Raw genomic sequence first — 17,726 nt, 5'->3', positions numbered from 1 at the left:
TGGGTAAATCATCGCAGTTGCTCGATCATGCGACGCAATTGCTCGATCCGTGGTGCCTCGGGGTAGCGGGCCGCGACTCGCGCAAGGACCGGGGAAAGTTTTGCCAGATCCACAACCTCGGACATCGGTGCGGATCGAAGTTTCTCGGCGGCAAAGGCGGCAAGCGCGGCCAGTTGAAGGCTCTCCGCTGCCTGGTCGAATGCCGGCGCCGATGGATCATAGGGAATCGTCCACGTTCTCTCGACCATCTCACCGCTTCCGACATCCCGGAATCTAACGCTCACCTCGCCGATCTCACCTTCGCCCTCCGGCAGGACCTCGAACTGATAGAGAGCCACTCCGGCCTCTTCCGATGCCATTTCCGCAGCGTCCACCGCGTCATTGCGGAAGTCCTCCTTCTTCAGTCGATGCTTCTCGAATCCAATCAACTTGTAGTTCCCGACCCGGGCTGGGTTGAAAACAATCTGCACCTTGACGTTCTCGGCCTGTGGGCGGAACGCGCCCGCCAACTTGTCGGCAAAGCCCTCACCGGCCTCGACCGCGTCATCGACCACGTAGTAGCGACCATTCCCGTTGCGGGTCAGTCGTTCCAACAAGCGGTCATTGAGACCATCCGCACCGAAGCCTGCGGCATCAAACGAGATGCCATTCTGGCGAAGCGCCTCGACCCTCCCATTCAGACTGTCCGGATCCGCATCGCCAAGATTGGCCGCACCATCGGTGAACAGGACCACACGATTCTGAGCCCCCTCGACGTACTGCCGCTTGGCCAACTCCTCACCAAGCACCAGCGCTTCTTCCAGGTTCGTTCCCCCTTCCGAAGGGAGCTGGGCGACGAGGCCATTGAGTTGCTCGGCCTGTCCGCCATCGAGACGATCGACAAGAAGCCGGGGCTGTCTGGAAAACCCTGCCACCGTCACCTTGTCACCCGGTTGCAACAAGGACGCCAACTGTTCCACCGCCTGACCGACCCCCTCCGCCCGGTCTTCACGCTCCATCGAGCCCGAGTTGTCGAGCAGCAGCGTCAAGTTGAGCGGCGTCGTCTGCGCCCGACCGGCTGAGCCGGTTCTCACCGCCACCCGCATCAGGTTCCGCTGCGGGAAAGCCGGGTGTGCCGATTGCTCGACCACACAAGCCACCGGCTCATTCACCGCTGGCGATGGATCGCCGTAATCGAATGCGTTGTAGAATTCCTCCGGCCGGATCCCTTCAGCATCCGGAATCTCACCGCGCTCCATGGCCGCCGCAGCGAGCTTGAAGGATGAGTCGCTGACGTGAAGTGAGAACGTCGAATACGGATCATCGGACGCCGACACTTCCTCCATTCTCGTCAAGGGCGCCTCTGCCGAGGCTTCCGAGGCCAGCTCCTTCACCAACTGTTCGACGAGATCCAGGTTCGACGGCGTGTTTCGTACCAAAAGCGTCGAGTTCTCAGGAAAGAATTGTGCCTGAGCCTCGGGTGCAAACCTGACTCCGTTGAAACGGAGGAGGTCTTCCATGCTCATGCGCGTCATCAGGGGCTGCTCGTCGTCGGATGACGCGAACGGATCCTCGTCCATCTCGGATCCCTGATCCGGCATCAGGGGCTGCTCGTCGTCGGATGACGCGAACGGATCCTCGTCCATCTCGGATCCCTGATCCGGCATCAGACGACTGGCAAAATCGGGAGACACCCGGTAGGTGCGCGTGAACAAGTCCTCACCAACCTCCGTGGCCGGCTGAATGACAATCCCATCGTCCTCGACCTTCCAGCGCATCCGCGTGGCTTCCGCGACATAGTTCAACGCCTCTCCCAGAGGCACATTCCTCAATCTAAGTTCAGGGATCCTCACCTGACCGCCGGGATCGTTGGCGCCCGCATCGAGCCCGTCATTGAACCAAGCCTGGCGGGGCATCTCAACTCGCAAGCCAAGACCTTTCTTCGCAGGATCCAGTTCATTGACGTCCCCTTCCACCGCTTTGGCACGGAGAAAATCGACGGCTTCTTCCAAGCTGACGTCCTTGAAGTCCACCTCTGGAATGATGATGGAGTTCAGGGTACTGGTGACCGAGGGCTTTAGCCCACTCGATCCCGATGAATCGCCCACCTCGGATTGCATCTCCCACGCGGAATCCACCTCGGACAGCAACTCGGCACGGGTCTCGTCGTAAGCCGCCTTGTAATAGGATTCCTTGGCGGCAGCGATGCGTTCCATCCCACGACGGGCCGCGCGATTTTCTGGATCGGTTTTCAGGACCCCTTCGTATTGCTTCTGGGCCTCGTCATACTGACCGAGGTTGTAGTGACCTTCACCCTGATAGAGACCCCGGCGAACGTCATCGACCTTGCGGTTGTGCTCCTCGCTAAGCGCGGGCGAAGTCCGGATCGGGTCCGTGAGATCCTCCAATTTCTGCTCGGCCAGCCGCGAATCGGAAGCTCTTCCGGCAGCGTCTTTCAGCAGGTCCTTCGCCTTGTCATACTGGCCGACACGAATTGCTTCCTCAGCCACCGCGATCTCCGCATCAGCGAGCGAATCATTGAAGAACAGGCGTCGGCTCTCCGCAGCCGGAGTATCCGGGAGTCGCTCCAATCCCTCAGCATAAAGATCAAGGGCCTCATCATACTCCCCTTCCGAATAGCTATTCCGAGCTTCCCGAAGCAGGCGATCAGACTCGGAAAGCCCATCTTGCCGCTGCAATGCCTCACGCTCCGCAAGCGCTTCGTTCGGCAAGCCGGACTGCTTGCTCCGGCTATCCCACCCCGACACGCGACCATCGATATCCATTCCAAAGCGATGGCGATTCTCAAGCCCGTCTCCTGTGGATCCAGCAGGTCGGCCCTCCAATGCACTGAGATCCCGATTCATTCCCCCTGTCACCACGGCTGACCCATCGATCCCGCCAAAACCATTCCCATCGTTGCCCCCGATCGCGTCGATGTTCTGAGCCTCCGCCTTTGCACCTCCTGCAACCGCGCCCGAAGTTCGCTCCTTCGCATCCACAACCGAGCGACCAAATGACTCTTCTTCGACGGGAGCCTCAAGCCTTGGTGGTGCAGCCGCGAAAGGATCGGAAGTCGGCTCCTCTGGTGAATCAGCAACCTCCCCCGCACGTTGAAAAAGACTGCCCACGCCAGGAAGATCACCGACTGTTGGAACGCCACTCGGTTCGGTCGGTTCAATATGCCCGGTGAAACCACCACCGCCGCTACCGCCACCAATCGCGCCTCCCCAGCCAACGCCGAAGTCATCGCCATCTCCAAAGGAGGTGGACGGGTCTGGGACGGTGGTCTCGGGAACCGGGATCTCGGCGGGGGATGCCGAGTTGCTCCCAATCACCTTCGCCATGCTCGAGGAAAGCTTGGCCGGAATCTCACTCCGAAGCACCGAATTCCGATCTCCAAGGTGACCTGCGATCACCTCACCCTGAGACTCAGCGCTCTGTGCTGAATCGGCCAACTGCTCCAGACCCAGCTCGTCGGCCCCGGACCGACTGGTCGACCCACCCCACGCGTCGGCATCGAAGTCGGTGGGTGTGGCCGGGGTGACCGGAAACCCACCGCCAATCGCATTGGGAAGCTTACGATTGGACTCATTGACTGCGAGCGCCCGTTCTTGAACTTCTTCGTCGATCGCATGTGACGCGTTCGCGAGGCCATTCGGAAGTTCCGGCGGCTCATACTCCGAAAGAAATGCAAACTCCCGCGAATCGGCCGATGCCGCCGAGGGAGACGCGGCAGGTGCTGAGTAACTGACGATGACCGGAGCCGACTTCTCACTCTTCACACTGCGTCTCACCCCCATCGTGGACAGGGCTCCACCGATTGCGACGACCATCACCACGGCTGCCGCCGCCACGCTCCACCACTGACGGTTGATACGACGGACCACCACCGGAGGTTTGTCGCCCATCAAGGCCAGAACTTTCGCTCTCCTTTCATCCGAAAGCCTCCAAACCTCCTCCCCTTCCTCCTTGATCAGTCCATCGAGCAACCGCAGGCGATCCACGAAGAGTGCGACTTCCCGGTCACTGCGGTAGAGTGTCTCCAGCTCCGCCTGCTCGAATGCGGAAGCTTCCCCGAGCACCCAGGCCACGAGCCGGGCCTCGAAAGCGTCGTCTTCCACGGACGTGAGTGGTTGGTCTGAATCGTTTTTCATGGCATTGGTGTCGCTGGTTTCTCTAGCCCTCGGCGCTGTCCACTCCCATCCGCCGCAAGGATGCGGAAAGGCCCTTCAAAAGATGATGGAGCTTGTAGCCTACGTTCCCGACCGACAGGCCCGTGCGTTCGCTGATCTGCTCATAGCGCAGTCCCTCGTGATATTTCAGATGGATGAGTGCGGCCTCTTTCTCCGGCAATTCGGCCACCAGCATCTGCACCGCACCCGCCGCCTCCATGCGCGCCAACGCCTCTCTTGGCCCCTTCTCCACCGCCCATTCCTGGCTTTCCTCGGTGGCGCACTCCTTCTTGTGATCCCGCAGATGGTTGAGCGCCAGGTTCCGCACCGAACGATAGAGCCAGGCCTTCGGGTTCCTCACTTCCCCCCAGTTCGCGTGAAGCCGGAGAAATGCTTCCTGCACCAGATCCTCGGCCACCTCACGCCGCCCGAGAATCCCATAGGCAAAGCGCAAAAGTGGGCTTTCCTCGGTCTCGAAGATCTCACGGAGCGTCGGTTTCTCCTGATTCATCGGGCCGAAGGGCAGCACCTCGCCGACATCACTGGCGGCTGGAGCAGGTTTCATGGCGGGCGGAATACATCGCGTTACTATTCTAACGACACGGAACAGCCGAAATCCTTGGAACTTTTTTGACCGTTTCCCCGAAAATCTCGATCCATGCTGTAAGAGATTGCCCACCGGCGAGCGGATTGTGACAGAAATTTCAGGCCAAATCCGCCCTGTCGACGTCGCTGGCGGCACCCTCTCCCGCATTCGTGGATCGAGACTTGCGAAAGATCGCCATCCCCGCCAAGTATCCGCCCGCACTCCATGATCTTGCTGCAAAAGGTTTTCAAACTCCGGGACGACGCAAATCCCGACATGGAGAAGCCGTTTCTCGAGCACCTCGAGGATCTCCGGGTGATGATCACCCAGATTGTGCTGACGCTTCTGGTTTCCACCATCGGCTGTTTTGTCTTCCAGGCTCAGGTCATGGATATCCTCCGCAAACCGGTGGAGAATGTCTGGGCCGAGACCGTGAAGGCGACCATGCCCAAAGAGCTCGAGGTGGCAACATGGGAGAAGGCGAAGGAAATCCTCGATCGTTCCATCTATGCCAAACCGAGCGAAGTGGATGCCTACCTCGGCCGATTCGACGAGGAAACCCAGGAACTCATCGAGGTCATCCGGACGCTGCGCCTCAGCAAACCGCTGCCCGAGGACCAGCAGGCCGCCTTTCTGAAGGAAGCGGCGGAAAGCGGCCGCGGACCCACCGACTTGCTCGACGAGCTGATCAAGCTCGAAGCCGAGCCCGACAGTGTGCCTGGAGCGGACCTGACCATGATGTCATCCCTCAAACCGACGGAGACCTTCATGCTGTCGATGAAACTGGCGTTCTTCGCCGGCATCGTGGTGTCTTTCCCCTTCCTCCTGTTTTTCGTGCTGCAGTTCGTCCTGCCGGGCCTCCACCAGAACGAGAAGGGAATCCTTTGGCCGTCCATGGCGATCGGATTCGGCCTGTTCCTTGTGGGTGTCCTCTTCGCCTACTTCATCGTCCTCCCGAGGGCCCTTGCCTTCTTCTTCACCTGGGACCAGGGACTGGGAGTCGCCTCGGAATGGCGGATCGGTTGGTACATCGGGTTTGCCACCCAGTTCACCTTGGTTTTCGGCCTCTCGTTCGAGCTTCCCGTCGTCATCATGGCACTGGTGAAACTCGGCCTGTTGAGCTTCGAAACCATGTCCAGAACGCGACGCTACGCCATCCTCGCCATCGTCGTTCTTGCCGCGGTCATCACCCCGACGGGCGATGTCCTGACCCTTTCGATGATGGCGGTGCCGATGTATATCCTCTACGAGGCCTGCATCTGGCTTGCCTGGTTCGACAACAAGAAGAAGCGGGAAGAGGCCGAGGAAGAGGACTCCGAGAGGATGGAGCGTCTGCTCGACGAGCCTTCGCTGGATAATGAGTCGGTGCTCGACGAGAAGAGCTTCGATGAACCCTCCATGGACGCCGATGAATCCGGTGAGGAGGAGGATTACAGCGACGAAGACTACGGTGACGAGCACTACATCGAGCCGCACTACGAGGACGAAGCCACGGATGAGGATCTGACCGCGGAGGATGATTCCGATGAATCATCCAACGACCCGGAAAAGGACGCCGAGGACGAACCGCGGAAAGGTGACTGAGATCGCAATGGCCCGCCCACCGGGCTTGTCGAATTCAGGAGAATCCCATCTACTTCCCCCATGCATTCAATGACGGGATTCGGTCGCGGCTCCGCGACGAACGAACACGGCAGCGCGAACATCGAAATCGCCGGGGTCAACCGCAAGCAAGCGGAGGTGGTGATTCAGGGGATTCGCGACCTTCCGGAAGTCGAAGCCCGAATCCGCAAGCTGGCTTCCTCCCGCATTTCACGCGGACGTCTTCAGCTCAGCGTTCAAATCACACCGGTTGGCGGCAGCGGCGAGGGCATGGTCCTCGACGCGCACCTCGCCAGACAAATGGAGGCCGTTTTCGCCGATCTCTCCGAACAGATCGGCCGCCAGGTCCGACCCACCGCGAGCGACTTCCTCAAAGCTCCCGGGGTGATTCGCATGGAAGATCAGGGCCTTTCCCCTGACCATGTCTGGGAGTTGGTCGCGCCAGCGTTGGAAGAGGCATTGAACCAGTTCTCCGACATGCGCGCCCGCGAAGGTGAACAACTCGCGGTCGACCTCCGGGAACGGATCGAGACGCTCAAATCGATCCGCCACGACATCGGAATCCAAGCCCCTGAGCGCCCTCAGCGCTATCGGGAGATGCTGCTCAAGCGCCTTGCCGATGCCGGTCTCGACCTCGACCTCGCAGATGACCGGGTCCAACGGGAGATTGGTCTCTTTGCCGACCGCTGTGACATCAGCGAGGAACTGACCCGACTGGATGCCCACTTCGTCGCCTTCTCCGACTTCTTCGATAGTAACGACGCCGTGGGCAGACCGCTGGATTTCCTCTGTCAGGAACTGAATCGGGAATTCAACACAATCGGATCCAAAGCCTCCGACGCTGCGATTGCGCAGAAGGTCGTCAGCGCAAAGACCGAGCTCGAAAAGATCCGCGAGCAGGTTCAGAACGTCGAATAAGCAGTCGCCAGACTCGGCCCGCTCAGTCCTTCAACCACTGTGCCGCACGTTTGGCGTAGTAGGTCAGAATGATGTCGGCGCCCGCGCGCTTGATCCCCGTGAGCGACTCGAGGGCCACCGCCTTGGTATCCACCCATCCCGCTGCCCCGGCACTCTCGATCATGAGATACTCTCCACTGACCTGATAGGCTGCAACCGGCAACACCGTCGCTTCCCTCACCCTGGCGATGATGTCGAGATAGGGCCCGGCCGGTTTGACCATGACCATGTCTGCTCCCTCGGCTTCGTCCAGGCCAACCTCGCGGATGGCCTCGCGCGCATTCCCGGGATCCATCTGATAGGTCTTCTTGTCACCATCCTTCGGGGCGGACTCCAGGGCTCCTCGAAAAGGGCCGTAGTAGGCCGAGGCATATTTGGCCGAGTAGCTGAGAATCGAAACCTCCAGAAAGTCCTCGCAGTCCAATTCGTGGCGGATCATCGCGACCCGGCCATCCATCATGTCACTCGGCGAAACGATGTCCGCACCGGCTTCAGCGTGACTCAATGCCTGGCGACAGAGACACTCGACCGTCTCGTCATTCAGCACATGGATCGTCCCCTCACCATCTCGGGCCACCAATCCGTCATGCCCATCCGAGTTGTAGGGATCCAGCGCCACGTCCGTGATCACGCACAGTGACGGGATAGCCTCCTTGAGGCGGCGCACCGCTCGTTGCACCAGACCATCCGGATTCCATGCTTCCTCTGCTCCGGGTGTTTTCAGTTCGTCGGCGATGGCCGGAAAAAGCACGACGGCGGGCACTCCCAATTCATGGGCGGAGCGGGCTTCGGCAACGAGACCATCGAGAGACCATCGCTTGCATCCCGGCATGGATTCAATCTCCTCATCCACCTCCTTCTCGTGAATGAACAAGGGGTACACAAAGTCGGAGGCTGACAGGCGGGTCTCACGGACCAGCGAGCGGACTGCGGCGGACTTCCGGTTGCGTCGGGGGCGAAGGTGCATGTCTTCAGGCGGGCTCGAGTTCGTAGCCGTCGCGTCCATCCTTCATCACCCATCCCTGGGCGGCAAGCTCATCACGAAGGGTGTCGGACTTCGCCCAATCCTTGGCGGACTTCGCGGCCCATCGGGCTTCTGCCAGCTCCCGAATGGCGTCAGGCACCTCCGTTTGGGGCGCTTCCTCGGGAAGCTCGATACCGAGGGCTCGCAGAACCCGATTCAGGCCGGCCAGCGCCTTCGCGGCAGCTTCACCTTCCAGCGAGTTGGATTCCTTCAGACCTGTGAAAATCCCACCCAGCGCGCCGGGTGTGTTAAGGTCGTCGGTGAGCGCCTCCCACGCAGACTTGAACGGCCCGAAATCCACGTCGGTCAGGACGTGACCCTTGCCGGCACGCTCAGCAAGAGCACGCGCCCCCTTCGCCATTTTGGCGAGCGCTTCGCGCGCGGCACTGAGCGAATCGAGGGTGAAATTCAACTGCTTGCGGTAATGGGCACCGATCAGCACGTAACGGACTTCCGCGGCGCTGAAGCCCTTCGCGGCGAGATCCTCCATGGTGTATAGATTGCCGATCGACTTCGACATCTTGCCGCCATCCACCAACAGGTGGGTCGAGTGAAACCAGTGGGCAGCGAAACCGCCCCCGCAGGCACACTGACTTTGAGCGATCTCGTTCTCATGGTGGGGAAACACCAGGTCCTCGCCGCCACCGTGGAGATCGAAGGATTCACCAAGGTATTCCTCGATCATCGCTGAACACTCGAGGTGCCAACCCGGGCGGCCCTCACCCCATGGGGACGACCAGAAGTTCTCCCCATCTTCCGGTCGTCGGGCCTTCCAAAGCACGAAATCGGCGAGACTGTCCTTCTCATACTCATCGGCGTTCGCCCGCGACTCCTGGGTCTTGCCCAAGGCGAGTTCCCGCGTGTCGAGATGGCTCAATCGGCCGTATTCCGGAAACGACGAAATCTTGAAATAAACCGAGCCATCATCGGCGGCATAGGCATGCCCCTTCTCCACCAGTTTCTCGATCATGGCGACCTGCTGGGGCAAATGTTCCACCGCACTGGGCTCGATGTGGGGTGGCAGACACTGCAGTGCCTTGCAGTCGTCGTGAAACCGCTCAAGCCACTGATTCGTGAAGTCCTTCAGGCTCTTGCCCGCTGCCTGGGAATCCCGGATCGTCTTGTCGTCGACATCGGTGATGTTGCGCACATGAAGCGTGCGCATCCCACCGGTTTCAAGAACCCGTCTGAGGACATCCTGAATCACGAAGGTCCGGAAGTTTCCAATGTGAGCCGGACCGTAAACGGTCGGTCCACAGCAGTAAAAACGGAAGGTCTTGCCATCGAGAGGACGCAGCTCCCGTTCCTCCCTCGACATGGTGTCGTAAAGTCGCATCGCCGTGTGTCCTAGCGCCCGACCTGCATCGAAGCAACTGCGGGGTCTGGAAAAACCTCTACGGGGAAACGATCACCTCCTGAATCGCAGGCATCTCGCCATCCCTCAGAATCTCCACCGGCACGCGAATGCCAACCTCGAGCGGCAAAGCTACCGCATCTTCCCCTTGCTGACTCGATAGCACGTGCATCGCCCCCATCAGCAGGAACACAAATACTCCGGAAACTACGATCAGCCGCACGCTGGGAAGAAAACTTTAGTTTTTATAAATATTCAAGCTATTTTAAAAACATTCTCTTCCCTCGCGTCCGACCGCTCATCGTGCATCTTTCCGTCGCATGAAGGTCGAACAAACGGAGAGCCGCGGGCGCCAGATCGTGCTGGGCTCCTTGGTCATCGCAGCCGTCGGGCTGTTCCTCATCCTCTGTTGGTTCGGACGCCACATCCCGGGCATGGTCGGAGAGTGGTTCGGAATGATCGTGGGAGTCGCCACCAGCCCGTTCCTGATGCCGGTCTGCTTCGTGCTGCTCGGCTTCTTCGTGGTGAACACACTGAACGCCTGGAGGCGACATCGAGAGGGCGAAGAATGCGTGTATCTCGAAAGCGTGGACGGTCCGGAGCGGGAAACACTGCCGGAGCAGGCACGTGATGCCATCTACACGAGCCCTCCGCTGCCTGCCGAGGTTCCGGATGAGCTGACCCAGTTGGAAGGCGCCCTCGCGATCGGTGATCACGATGCAGCCGTTGACCTGCTCGCCAGCATGACCAATGACCTGAGGGAATCCCCCCAGGTCATTCAACTGCGAATCGAGTTGGCGCAAGCGACCGGCAAGACAGATCTTGCCAACCGGCTGCGCGAACGACTCAACGATGCTTCGTAGCCTCTTCGAGGAAGACTTCCGCGAGGCGGAAACTCCGACGGCTCAGCTCACGCGCATCCTGATCGGAAATCAGAGCAAGTCCTTCCTCGCTCACTTCCGCCAAATAGATCTTCCACGCCTTCTTGGCCACCTGCTCGGCATCGAGTTTCGGGCGTGGGGCCTGGCTCTGTTCTTCGGCGTCATCGCCCTGCCCCCCCTTGCGACGGCGACGGCGGCGACGCTTGTTCCCCCCTCCTTCTTCATTGGACGGAGGTTCACTGATCACAGGCGGGCCGTCAGGTGCATCTGAGGAAGCGTCATCGCTCGGTTCGACCTTCCGAGGTTTGCCACCTCCGCGGGAGCGAACGGTTTCGACCGGGGTTTCGCCCGGCTTCTTCGAAATGCGGCGCACCTCCGGTTCGGCGGAGTCATCGCTCGAAGCATCCGTGGAGCGGGCTTGTTCAGCCCTCGCCTCGGACTTGGGCCTGGCAGACTCGTTGGTCGACTCGTCGCTGGTCTTGCCCTCCACCTTGGCGGTGGGAGCATCTTTCTTGGGTTGATCTTCGGTGGGCGAAGGAGAAGCCTTGGGCTCCTCGACGTTCGCGGTCTCCTCGACCTTGGGTTTCGCAGCACGTTTCCGGGCCACCTTCTTCTTGGTCGCCTTCTTGGCGGCCTTCTCTTCGGGAACCTCTGGGGTCTCGTCAGTCATCGGCACAGAGCAAGACGCCATAAGTTGCCGCCGTCGAGAGCATTTGCACCACGAACGACAATTCTCTTCTGTCGCGCTGAGCAGACGCAACAAAGCCCGCGGTGACGCGGGCTTTGAAGAAGAATCACCAACCTCGGATGTCGTCGAGGTTGTCCGGGTGTTCGGGGTCATACGACCCCCGACTTCCAGCATTCGTTTTCCCGTCCGGGCCTGCAGACCACAAGTCGAAGTCGGGATTTGCCGAGTAGCTCCGGGTCGGACGAGCCGGATCGTTGCAGCGGTAATAATACTCGGTGCCCCATGGGTCGTAAATCGTCAGCCGCGTGCCGGAAGTTTGGCCACCAAGCCAACCTTGGCTGTCATTTTTGGGGTCGAGCTCGGGAAGATACACCTTCTCGTTCGAATTCGAGGGGAACAAGGCGTCGTAGATGTTTCCGGTCTGCCCGGTTCCCGTGGATGACCGCCCGACCGGATACTCGCCGTTGTCGGACTTGTAGTCCTCTAGAGCGAGCTGAAGCAGACCGATCTGGATCTCGGCCTGACTCTTTGCCTGTTTCTGATTCACGAAGGCAAAGCCACCGACGGTCAATCCGGAGAGGATGACGATGATGCTGATGACCACCAGCAGTTCCATCAGGGTGAAACCGGCGCGATGGGTTTGTGGGCGCGATTGATGTTTCATGTCGATTGAATGGGTTTGAGCAGGCCAATTACTGACCCACCTCTTGAATCACCTTAATCAAAGGCAGGAAGAGTGCAAACACAACCGATCCCACAACGAGAGCGAGAATCACGATCATGATGGGCTCGAGAATCGATGTCAGGGCGGTCACTGCGTTGTCCACTTCGTCGTCATAGACATCGGCGACCTTCAGTAGCATCTCGGGCAGCTGACCGGTTTCCTCACCCACGTCGACCATCGAAATCACCATCCCGGGGAAGACTCCGGAAGCCTGGAGCGGCGAAACAATTGATTCACCCTCCTTGACCGCCGTGTGCACCTCTTCGATCGCCTTGGAAATCACCACGTTGCCGGCCGTGTCCCGGGTGATGTTGAGGGCTTGAAGAATCGGCACACCCGAAGTGACGAGCGTTCCGAGAGTCCGCGAGAACCGCGCGACGGCGCTCTTCCGCTGGATATCACCGAAAATCGGGGCCTTCAGCTTGAGCTTGTCGATGGCATTACGCCCGCCCTTGGTTTTACCCCAGGCGCTGAATCCAATACCGATGCCGACGGCGGCGAGGATGAACCACACCACGTTTGGAATGATGCCGACGCTGGCACTGAGGAAGAATTGGGAAGTTCCGAAGACCACTTTGGAGATCATGGGCAATTCGGTGCCTTCCATCTCGGCAAACATGGCCTCGAACTTGGGCACGATCACCAGCATCAGGAAGATGAGGATCGCGACGGCGATGAACATCACGATCACCGGATAGACCATCGCGGAGACAATCTTGTTCTTCAGCTTCGCCGCCTTCTCCTGATATTCCGCAAGACGGAGGAGAACGACTTCGAGCACACCACCAAGCTCACCGGCTTTCACCATGTTGACGTAGAGCTTGTTGAAGATCTTCGGGTGCTGCGCGAGCGCCTCGGAGAAGGTCGAACCCGATTGCACCGAGTCCGCGAGTGCGCCAAGGGTTCCCCTGAGCACTGGGCTTGGCTCCTGCTTGCCGAGCACGGTCAGACCGCGAAGCAATGGCAGACCCGAATCGATCAGGGTCGCGAGCTGGCGGGTGAAAATCATCAGCACCTTTGGCTTGATGCGGCCGCCTGTGGTCGCCTTCCCCTTGGGTGCGGTGCCCTTCTTGCTCGGCTTCGCCTTCTTCTTGGCTGCCTTTTTCTTCTGCGGAGCAAGCGTGCCCTTGCCGGCTTCGACCACCTGCAGCGGATAGTATCCCTGGGTGCGCAATTGGCTGATGGCTTCGGCTTCGTTCGGAGCATCGACCGAGCCGGTCAATTGCTCTCCTTTTGCGTCAGCAGCGGTGAATTCAAACTGTGGCATGGAATTGGAGTTTTTTTAGGAAAAGGATGAGTGATCTTGGATCAGAGATGGGGCCGGTGGCGACTGGAAAATCAGGGTCGTAAGATTAAGTATACTTAAGCACTTCCTCAATCGTCGTCCTGCCAAGGTAGATGTTGCGAAGACCATCTTCGCGGAGCGTGGTCATGCCATGTTCCATGGCCTTCTGCTTGATGACCACCGTCGGAGCCCGGTCGGTGATCAGCTCCCGGACCGGATCCGTGATGTCGAGCAACTCATAGAGGCCGGCACGGCCCTTATAGCCGCTGTCACCACAGGTATCGCAGCCCTTGCCGGTGAAGAAGTCCTTGTCGCCCAACTCGTGGGGAGCAATGCCCAGCTGAGTAAGAATGGCCTCGTTCGGCTCATACGGAGCCTTGCAGTCCGCACAGATCGTCCGGACCAATCGCTGAGCCAGCACCCCTTCAAGAGAAGCTGCAACCAGGAACGGTTCGCATCCCATGTCGACCAAACGAGTCACCGCACCCGGCGCATCATTCGTGTGCAACGTGGAAAGCACCAAGTGACCCGTCAGCGATGCCTGAATGGCGATCTGCGCCGTTTCCAAGTCGCGCATCTCCCCCACCATGATCCGGTCGGGGTCCTGACGAAGGAAGGCCCGCAGCACCCGCGGGAAGTCGAGCCCGATCGCCTCGTTCACGGGAATCTGAATGATTCCATCGATGTCATATTCGACCGGATCCTCTGCGGTCAGTAGTTTATGATCGATCGTGTTGATCCGCCGCAGTCCCGCATAAAGTGTGGTTGTCTTGCCCGCACCCGTCGGCCCGGTGACAATGAAGATCCCGTTCGGTTTCTCGATCGTCTCACCGATGTATTCGAAGATGTGGTCGGGCAGGCCGAGAGCCTCGAGGGAGAGATTGACCGATGACCGGTCCAAAACCCGCAACACGACGGACTCGCCATGGTGGGTCGGCAGTGAGGAAACCCGCATGTCCACCTGGCGGTCGCCCACCTGCTTCACGATCCGGCCGTCTTGAGGGACGCGTCGCTCGGCGATGTTCATGTTCGCCATCACCTTCACCCGCGAAATGATCGGCAGCGCGAGGTGAACCGGCGGAGGAGCCATTTCATAGAGCGACCCATCCACCCGGTAGCGGATCTTGAAGTCCTTCTCGAAGGGCTCGAAGTGGATGTCGGATGCACGCTCCTTGATCGCCTGATAAAGGACCAGATCCACGTAGCGGATGATCGGAGCTGAATTCGCCTCGTTCTCGAGCTCAGCGGGGTTCAATTCCCCTTCGCCGCCAAATTCAAGTTGTTCAAGGATGGCATCCATCCCCTGACCATCGCCGCCATAGCAGTCATTGATCTTCTCCTCCACCTGGTAGTCCGGGGCCACCATGAGCACCAACTCCCGTCCCAGGGTAAACCTGAGATCCTCGAGGGTCTGTGGATTCATGGGGTCCACGAGTACGACGTGCAGGCCTTCATCGCTGAAGCTCACCGGAAGTGCGCCATGAAGCCGCGCTGTCCCCGACGGCATCAGCGCGAGGACTTCTTCAGGTGGAGTCCAATCCGAGAGCTCGACCAACTCGGCTCCGAGCTCGGAAGCGATCACCGGCCAGACATCGGCCTTGTTTTGAATGACTTGGAAATCGGCGAGCACTTCGGCTGCCTCCTTGCCGCTGTTCTCCACCTCGTTGAGGATTTCCTGACCGAGGGAACGGTCGATCATTCCCCGACTGGTGAAGAGTTCTACTAGCTGGTTGCTATCCATGGAAAAGGGTCTTTTGAAATGGTCTTGGGTCTTCAGTCGGCGTCGGACATGGTCACATGAAGCACTTCCTCCGCCGAGGTTACGCCTGCCTGGACCTTGCGGATGCCATCTTCCCGCATGGAGCGCATGCCCAGCTCGCGGGCACGCTTGCGGAGTTGGGAAGTGGTCAGGTTTTCGTTCACCATGTGGCGGACTTCGTCATCGATCTGGAACAGCTCAAAAATGCCCATCCGGCCCTTATAACCGCCTCCGCGGCACTTCTCGCAACCGCTGGGGCCCATGATGGTGCTCTCAGCCAGGCGGCTGGCATCGAGATTGAGCGCCCGCAGTTGCTTTTCATTGAGCGTGGCGGGCTGTTTGCACACCGGGCACAGCTTGCGGACCAAGCGCTGGGCAAGCACCGCCCGAACCGCCGAAGCGATGAGGAAGCGCTTGATCCCGATATCGGCAAGACGAGCCACTGCCGATGGCGCGTCGTTGGTGTGGAGCGTCGAAAGCACCAAGTGACCGGTCAGCGCCGCGTTGATCGCGATGTTCGCGGTCTCGGCATCCCGAATCTCACCAATCATGATGATGTTCGGAGCCTGACGAAGCATGGAGCGGAGGGCTGCGGCAAAGGTCATGCCGACGTCGGCCTTGACCATCACCTGATTGATCCCCGGAAGCTCGTATTCGACCGGGTCTTCAACCGTGATGATCTTCCGGTCCGGCCGGTTGATCACGTTCAAGCAGGTATACAGCGTGGTCGTTTTACCTGAACCCGTCGGTCCGGTGACGAGGATAATGCCGTCCGGCAGGCCGATCAGCTCTTCGAAGGTGCTCTGGTCATCCGAAAAGAATCCCAATTCAGGCAAACCGAGCACAAGGGCCGACTTGTCGAGAATACGCATGACGATCGACTCGCCGTGGTTCGATGGCACGGATGAAACCCGGAGGTCGATCTCCTTGTCCCCGGCCTTCAGCTGGATCCGACCGTCCTGTGGTAGTCGTTTTTCCGCGATCGACATGGAGCCACTCATCACCTTCAGACGGGCGATGATCGCGGGAAGAAGTTTCTTCGGGTGATTGTCGACCTCCACGAGGCGACCATCGATCCGGTAACGAATCCGCACCGACGTCTCCAGGGGTTCGATGTGAATGTCCGAGCAGCCCATCTTCATCGCATCCGCCAGCATGCCCTGCACGAGGCGAATGATGGGCGCATCGCTGTCGTCGGCTTCGGCCCCTTCGGCACCCCCGGCGACGTCCATGCCCATCGCCATTTCATCCTCAGCACCGTAGAACTGCTTGAGGAAATTCTGGAGCGCGGAGTAGGGCGCACACACGAAACTCAACTCGCGACCGAGGACCTGAGGCAGGCTGTCCATCGTTTCGAAATCGAATGGATCGGCCACGGCCACCGTCAGGTAAATCCCATCATCAGCGACCGGGATGACCTTGAACCGGCATGCCATTTCATTGCTGATCGCATCGCTGACCTCCGGGCTGACCGTCAGACCATCCAGGTCAATGGCTTCAATCCCCGCATTGGCAGCGAGTACTGAAGCAATCGTCGATTCGGTGAGTTCAGTGGAATCGAGCAGCGACTCAATGATGGAATTGCCGCTGCCTCGAGCGGCATCGACCTGTTCTTGGGTAACGCTGCCTGCTTCAACGAGCAGGTCAGCCAGATAATCTTCGTTAGAAAACACGGGTTCTTGGGTGGGCCTTGGATCCTTGGCTGCGGGTGATTGCTGGACAATCGACGGCCCGCTGCTTGTGAGACATTGGTCAAGCCCCTCCCCCTTTGTCAACAAGCCGCACGGGCAGGGTCGATCTTCTCTCGCTCAGGTAGGAACAGGGTATTCACGATGCGTCTCCCATCAATGGAGCTCAGCCGAACATCGCCTGCAGAACTTCGCATCCGGGAGGTGCCCATGCACCCCGCATGACGGGCAGGCTACCGAAGTTTCATTGGAATCCGCCTTGGCGATCTCGGCGGTCACGATCCCGGTTGGAACCGCAAGAATTGCGTATCCTGTCAGCACCAGAAGGGATGTCAGCAGCTTCCCCGCGGGTGTGATCGGGGCCAGGTCTCCGTAGCCCAGCGTGGTCACGGTCACCACTGCCCAGTAAACAGAGGTCGGAATGCTCGTGAATCCGCTACTATCTCCCTCGACCAGATACATCAGTGTACCGGCGATCAGCGTGATCAGGAGCAGTGTGACAAAGAAGACCGTGATCTTCGCCCTGCTCTGGAAAAGAGCCCGCATCAGGATGGTCGATCCTCGGATGTGGCGGACCATCTTCAGCACCCGGAACACCCGGAGGAGCCTCAGCACCCGGACCACCATCAGCGCCTGCCCACCCGGTATGAACAACCCGATGTAACTCGGCAGGATCGACAACAGATCGACGATCCCGAAGAACGACTTCGCGTATTTTGTCGGATGCCTCGAAGTCATCAATCGGCCGATGTATTCGAAGGTGAACACCCCGGTGAAGATCCACTCCAGAATGTAGAAGGTGTTCCCCACTTTCGCCTCGATCGGATCCACCGTTTCCAGCATCACCACCACCACGCTGATCACGATCAGCCAAAGAATGATGACATCAAAGAGCCGGCCCGAGGGCGTCTCGGCTTCGAAAATGATCTTCCGCCACTTTTCCTTGGCTCCCACCTCATCGACCATGTGCCTAACGTGCCAAGGCCAGGATCATCCCGCAAGCCCTCGAAACAATTGCCACAAT

Annotated in this window: 14 protein-coding genes; 3 read left to right on the top strand and 11 right to left on the bottom strand. The window is 59.4% G+C overall.

The window, feature by feature from the left end; translation table 11 throughout:
- Window positions 1-8: 8 nt before the first annotated feature.
- On the bottom strand, window positions 9-4,136 hold the full coding sequence (locus tag JIN81_RS04185; RefSeq protein ID WP_200276737.1) for a YfbK domain-containing protein: 4,128 nt from the start codon (window positions 4,134-4,136) through the stop codon (window positions 9-11).
- A 22-nt stretch (window positions 4,137-4,158) separates the two neighbouring features.
- On the bottom strand, window positions 4,159-4,719 hold the full coding sequence (locus tag JIN81_RS04180) for an RNA polymerase sigma factor (protein ID WP_200276734.1): 561 nt from the start codon (window positions 4,717-4,719) through the stop codon (window positions 4,159-4,161).
- 246 nt (window positions 4,720-4,965) lie between these two features.
- Here JIN81_RS04180 and tatC point away from each other — a divergent pair, with 246 nt between their 5' ends.
- Complete coding sequence (gene tatC / locus JIN81_RS04175) at window positions 4,966-6,324, top strand: twin-arginine translocase subunit TatC (protein WP_200276732.1); 1,359 nt, start codon at window positions 4,966-4,968, stop codon at window positions 6,322-6,324.
- 60 nt (window positions 6,325-6,384) lie between these two features.
- The gene (locus JIN81_RS04170) at window positions 6,385-7,260 is read left to right on the top strand and encodes a YicC/YloC family endoribonuclease (RefSeq protein ID WP_200276729.1); all 876 of its coding nucleotides are present in this window, start codon (window positions 6,385-6,387) and stop codon (window positions 7,258-7,260) included.
- 22 nt (window positions 7,261-7,282) lie between these two features.
- On the opposite strand, the gene hemB is transcribed toward JIN81_RS04170, so the two are convergent.
- The 3 genes from hemB to JIN81_RS04155 are packed head-to-tail and all read right to left on the bottom strand — an operon-like array spanning window position 7,283 to window position 9,900.
- On the bottom strand, window positions 7,283-8,266 hold the full coding sequence (gene hemB / locus JIN81_RS04165) for a porphobilinogen synthase (RefSeq protein WP_200276726.1): 984 nt from the start codon (window positions 8,264-8,266) through the stop codon (window positions 7,283-7,285).
- Window positions 8,267-8,270: 4 nt separating this feature from the next.
- Window positions 8,271-9,659: a cysteine--tRNA ligase gene (cysS, locus tag JIN81_RS04160; RefSeq protein WP_200276723.1), complete on the bottom strand. Its 1,389-nt coding sequence runs from the start codon at window positions 9,657-9,659 to the stop codon at window positions 8,271-8,273.
- A 58-nt stretch (window positions 9,660-9,717) separates the two neighbouring features.
- Window positions 9,718-9,900 (bottom strand): hypothetical protein, encoded by a 183-nt coding sequence (locus tag JIN81_RS04155; protein ID WP_200276720.1) that lies wholly within the window; start codon window positions 9,898-9,900, stop codon window positions 9,718-9,720.
- Between the two features lie 97 nt (window positions 9,901-9,997).
- Here JIN81_RS04155 and JIN81_RS04150 point away from each other — a divergent pair, with 97 nt between their 5' ends.
- Window positions 9,998-10,540: a hypothetical protein gene (locus JIN81_RS04150; RefSeq protein ID WP_200276717.1), complete on the top strand. Its 543-nt coding sequence runs from the start codon at window positions 9,998-10,000 to the stop codon at window positions 10,538-10,540.
- On the opposite strand, the gene JIN81_RS04145 is transcribed toward JIN81_RS04150, so the two are convergent.
- The 6 genes from JIN81_RS04145 to JIN81_RS04120 form a co-directional block, all read right to left on the bottom strand.
- Window positions 10,524-11,228, bottom strand: a complete 705-nt coding sequence (locus tag JIN81_RS04145) for a hypothetical protein (RefSeq protein WP_200276715.1) — start codon at window positions 11,226-11,228, stop codon at window positions 10,524-10,526. The two genes, JIN81_RS04150 and JIN81_RS04145, sit on opposite strands and share 17 nt — an antisense overlap.
- 124 nt (window positions 11,229-11,352) lie before the next feature.
- A complete protein-coding gene (locus JIN81_RS04140; RefSeq protein ID WP_200276712.1) occupies window positions 11,353-11,910 on the bottom strand; it encodes a prepilin-type N-terminal cleavage/methylation domain-containing protein in 558 nt (185 codons plus the stop codon).
- 28 nt (window positions 11,911-11,938) lie between these two features.
- On the bottom strand, window positions 11,939-13,237 hold the full coding sequence (locus tag JIN81_RS04135) for a type II secretion system F family protein (RefSeq protein ID WP_200276709.1): 1,299 nt from the start codon (window positions 13,235-13,237) through the stop codon (window positions 11,939-11,941).
- 85 nt (window positions 13,238-13,322) lie between these two features.
- Entirely contained in the window at window positions 13,323-14,996 is a 1,674-nt protein-coding gene (locus JIN81_RS04130) for a GspE/PulE family protein (RefSeq protein ID WP_200276706.1), read from the bottom strand.
- A gap of 32 nt (window positions 14,997-15,028) precedes the next feature.
- Window positions 15,029-16,687: a GspE/PulE family protein gene (locus tag JIN81_RS04125; RefSeq protein ID WP_200276703.1), complete on the bottom strand. Its 1,659-nt coding sequence runs from the start codon at window positions 16,685-16,687 to the stop codon at window positions 15,029-15,031.
- 171 nt (window positions 16,688-16,858) lie between these two features.
- Entirely contained in the window at window positions 16,859-17,668 is an 810-nt protein-coding gene (locus JIN81_RS04120) for an ion transporter (protein WP_200276700.1), read from the bottom strand.
- Between the last annotated feature and the right edge of the window lie 58 nt (window positions 17,669-17,726).

It is taken from the genome of Haloferula rosea (assembly GCF_016595525.1).
Lineage (GTDB): Bacteria > Verrucomicrobiota > Verrucomicrobiia > Verrucomicrobiales > Akkermansiaceae > Haloferula > Haloferula rosea.
Note: the sequence above shows the minus strand (reverse complement) of the source record. Positions and strands in the feature narration are given on the sequence as shown.

Bases quoted from the DNA above. Each gene is read 5' to 3' on its own strand.
- JIN81_RS04185 (WP_200276737.1), bottom strand. From the start codon at position 4,136: ATGAAAAACGATTCAGACCAACCACTCACGTCCGTGGAAGACGACGCT.
- JIN81_RS04180 (WP_200276734.1), bottom strand. From the start codon at position 4,719: ATGAAACCTGCTCCAGCCGCCAGTGATGTCGGCGAGGTGCTGCCCTTC.
- tatC (WP_200276732.1), top strand. From the start codon at position 4,966: ATGATCTTGCTGCAAAAGGTTTTCAAACTCCGGGACGACGCAAATCCC.
- JIN81_RS04170 (WP_200276729.1), top strand. From the start codon at position 6,385: ATGCATTCAATGACGGGATTCGGTCGCGGCTCCGCGACGAACGAACAC.
- hemB (WP_200276726.1), bottom strand. From the start codon at position 8,266: ATGCACCTTCGCCCCCGACGCAACCGGAAGTCCGCCGCAGTCCGCTCG.
- cysS (WP_200276723.1), bottom strand. From the start codon at position 9,659: ATGCGACTTTACGACACCATGTCGAGGGAGGAACGGGAGCTGCGTCCT.
- JIN81_RS04150 (WP_200276717.1), top strand. From the start codon at position 9,998: ATGAAGGTCGAACAAACGGAGAGCCGCGGGCGCCAGATCGTGCTGGGC.
- JIN81_RS04145 (WP_200276715.1), bottom strand. From the start codon at position 11,228: ATGACTGACGAGACCCCAGAGGTTCCCGAAGAGAAGGCCGCCAAGAAG.
- JIN81_RS04140 (WP_200276712.1), bottom strand. From the start codon at position 11,910: ATGAAACATCAATCGCGCCCACAAACCCATCGCGCCGGTTTCACCCTG.
- JIN81_RS04135 (WP_200276709.1), bottom strand. From the start codon at position 13,237: ATGCCACAGTTTGAATTCACCGCTGCTGACGCAAAAGGAGAGCAATTG.
- JIN81_RS04130 (WP_200276706.1), bottom strand. From the start codon at position 14,996: ATGGATAGCAACCAGCTAGTAGAACTCTTCACCAGTCGGGGAATGATC.
- JIN81_RS04120 (WP_200276700.1), bottom strand. From the start codon at position 17,668: ATGGTCGATGAGGTGGGAGCCAAGGAAAAGTGGCGGAAGATCATTTTC.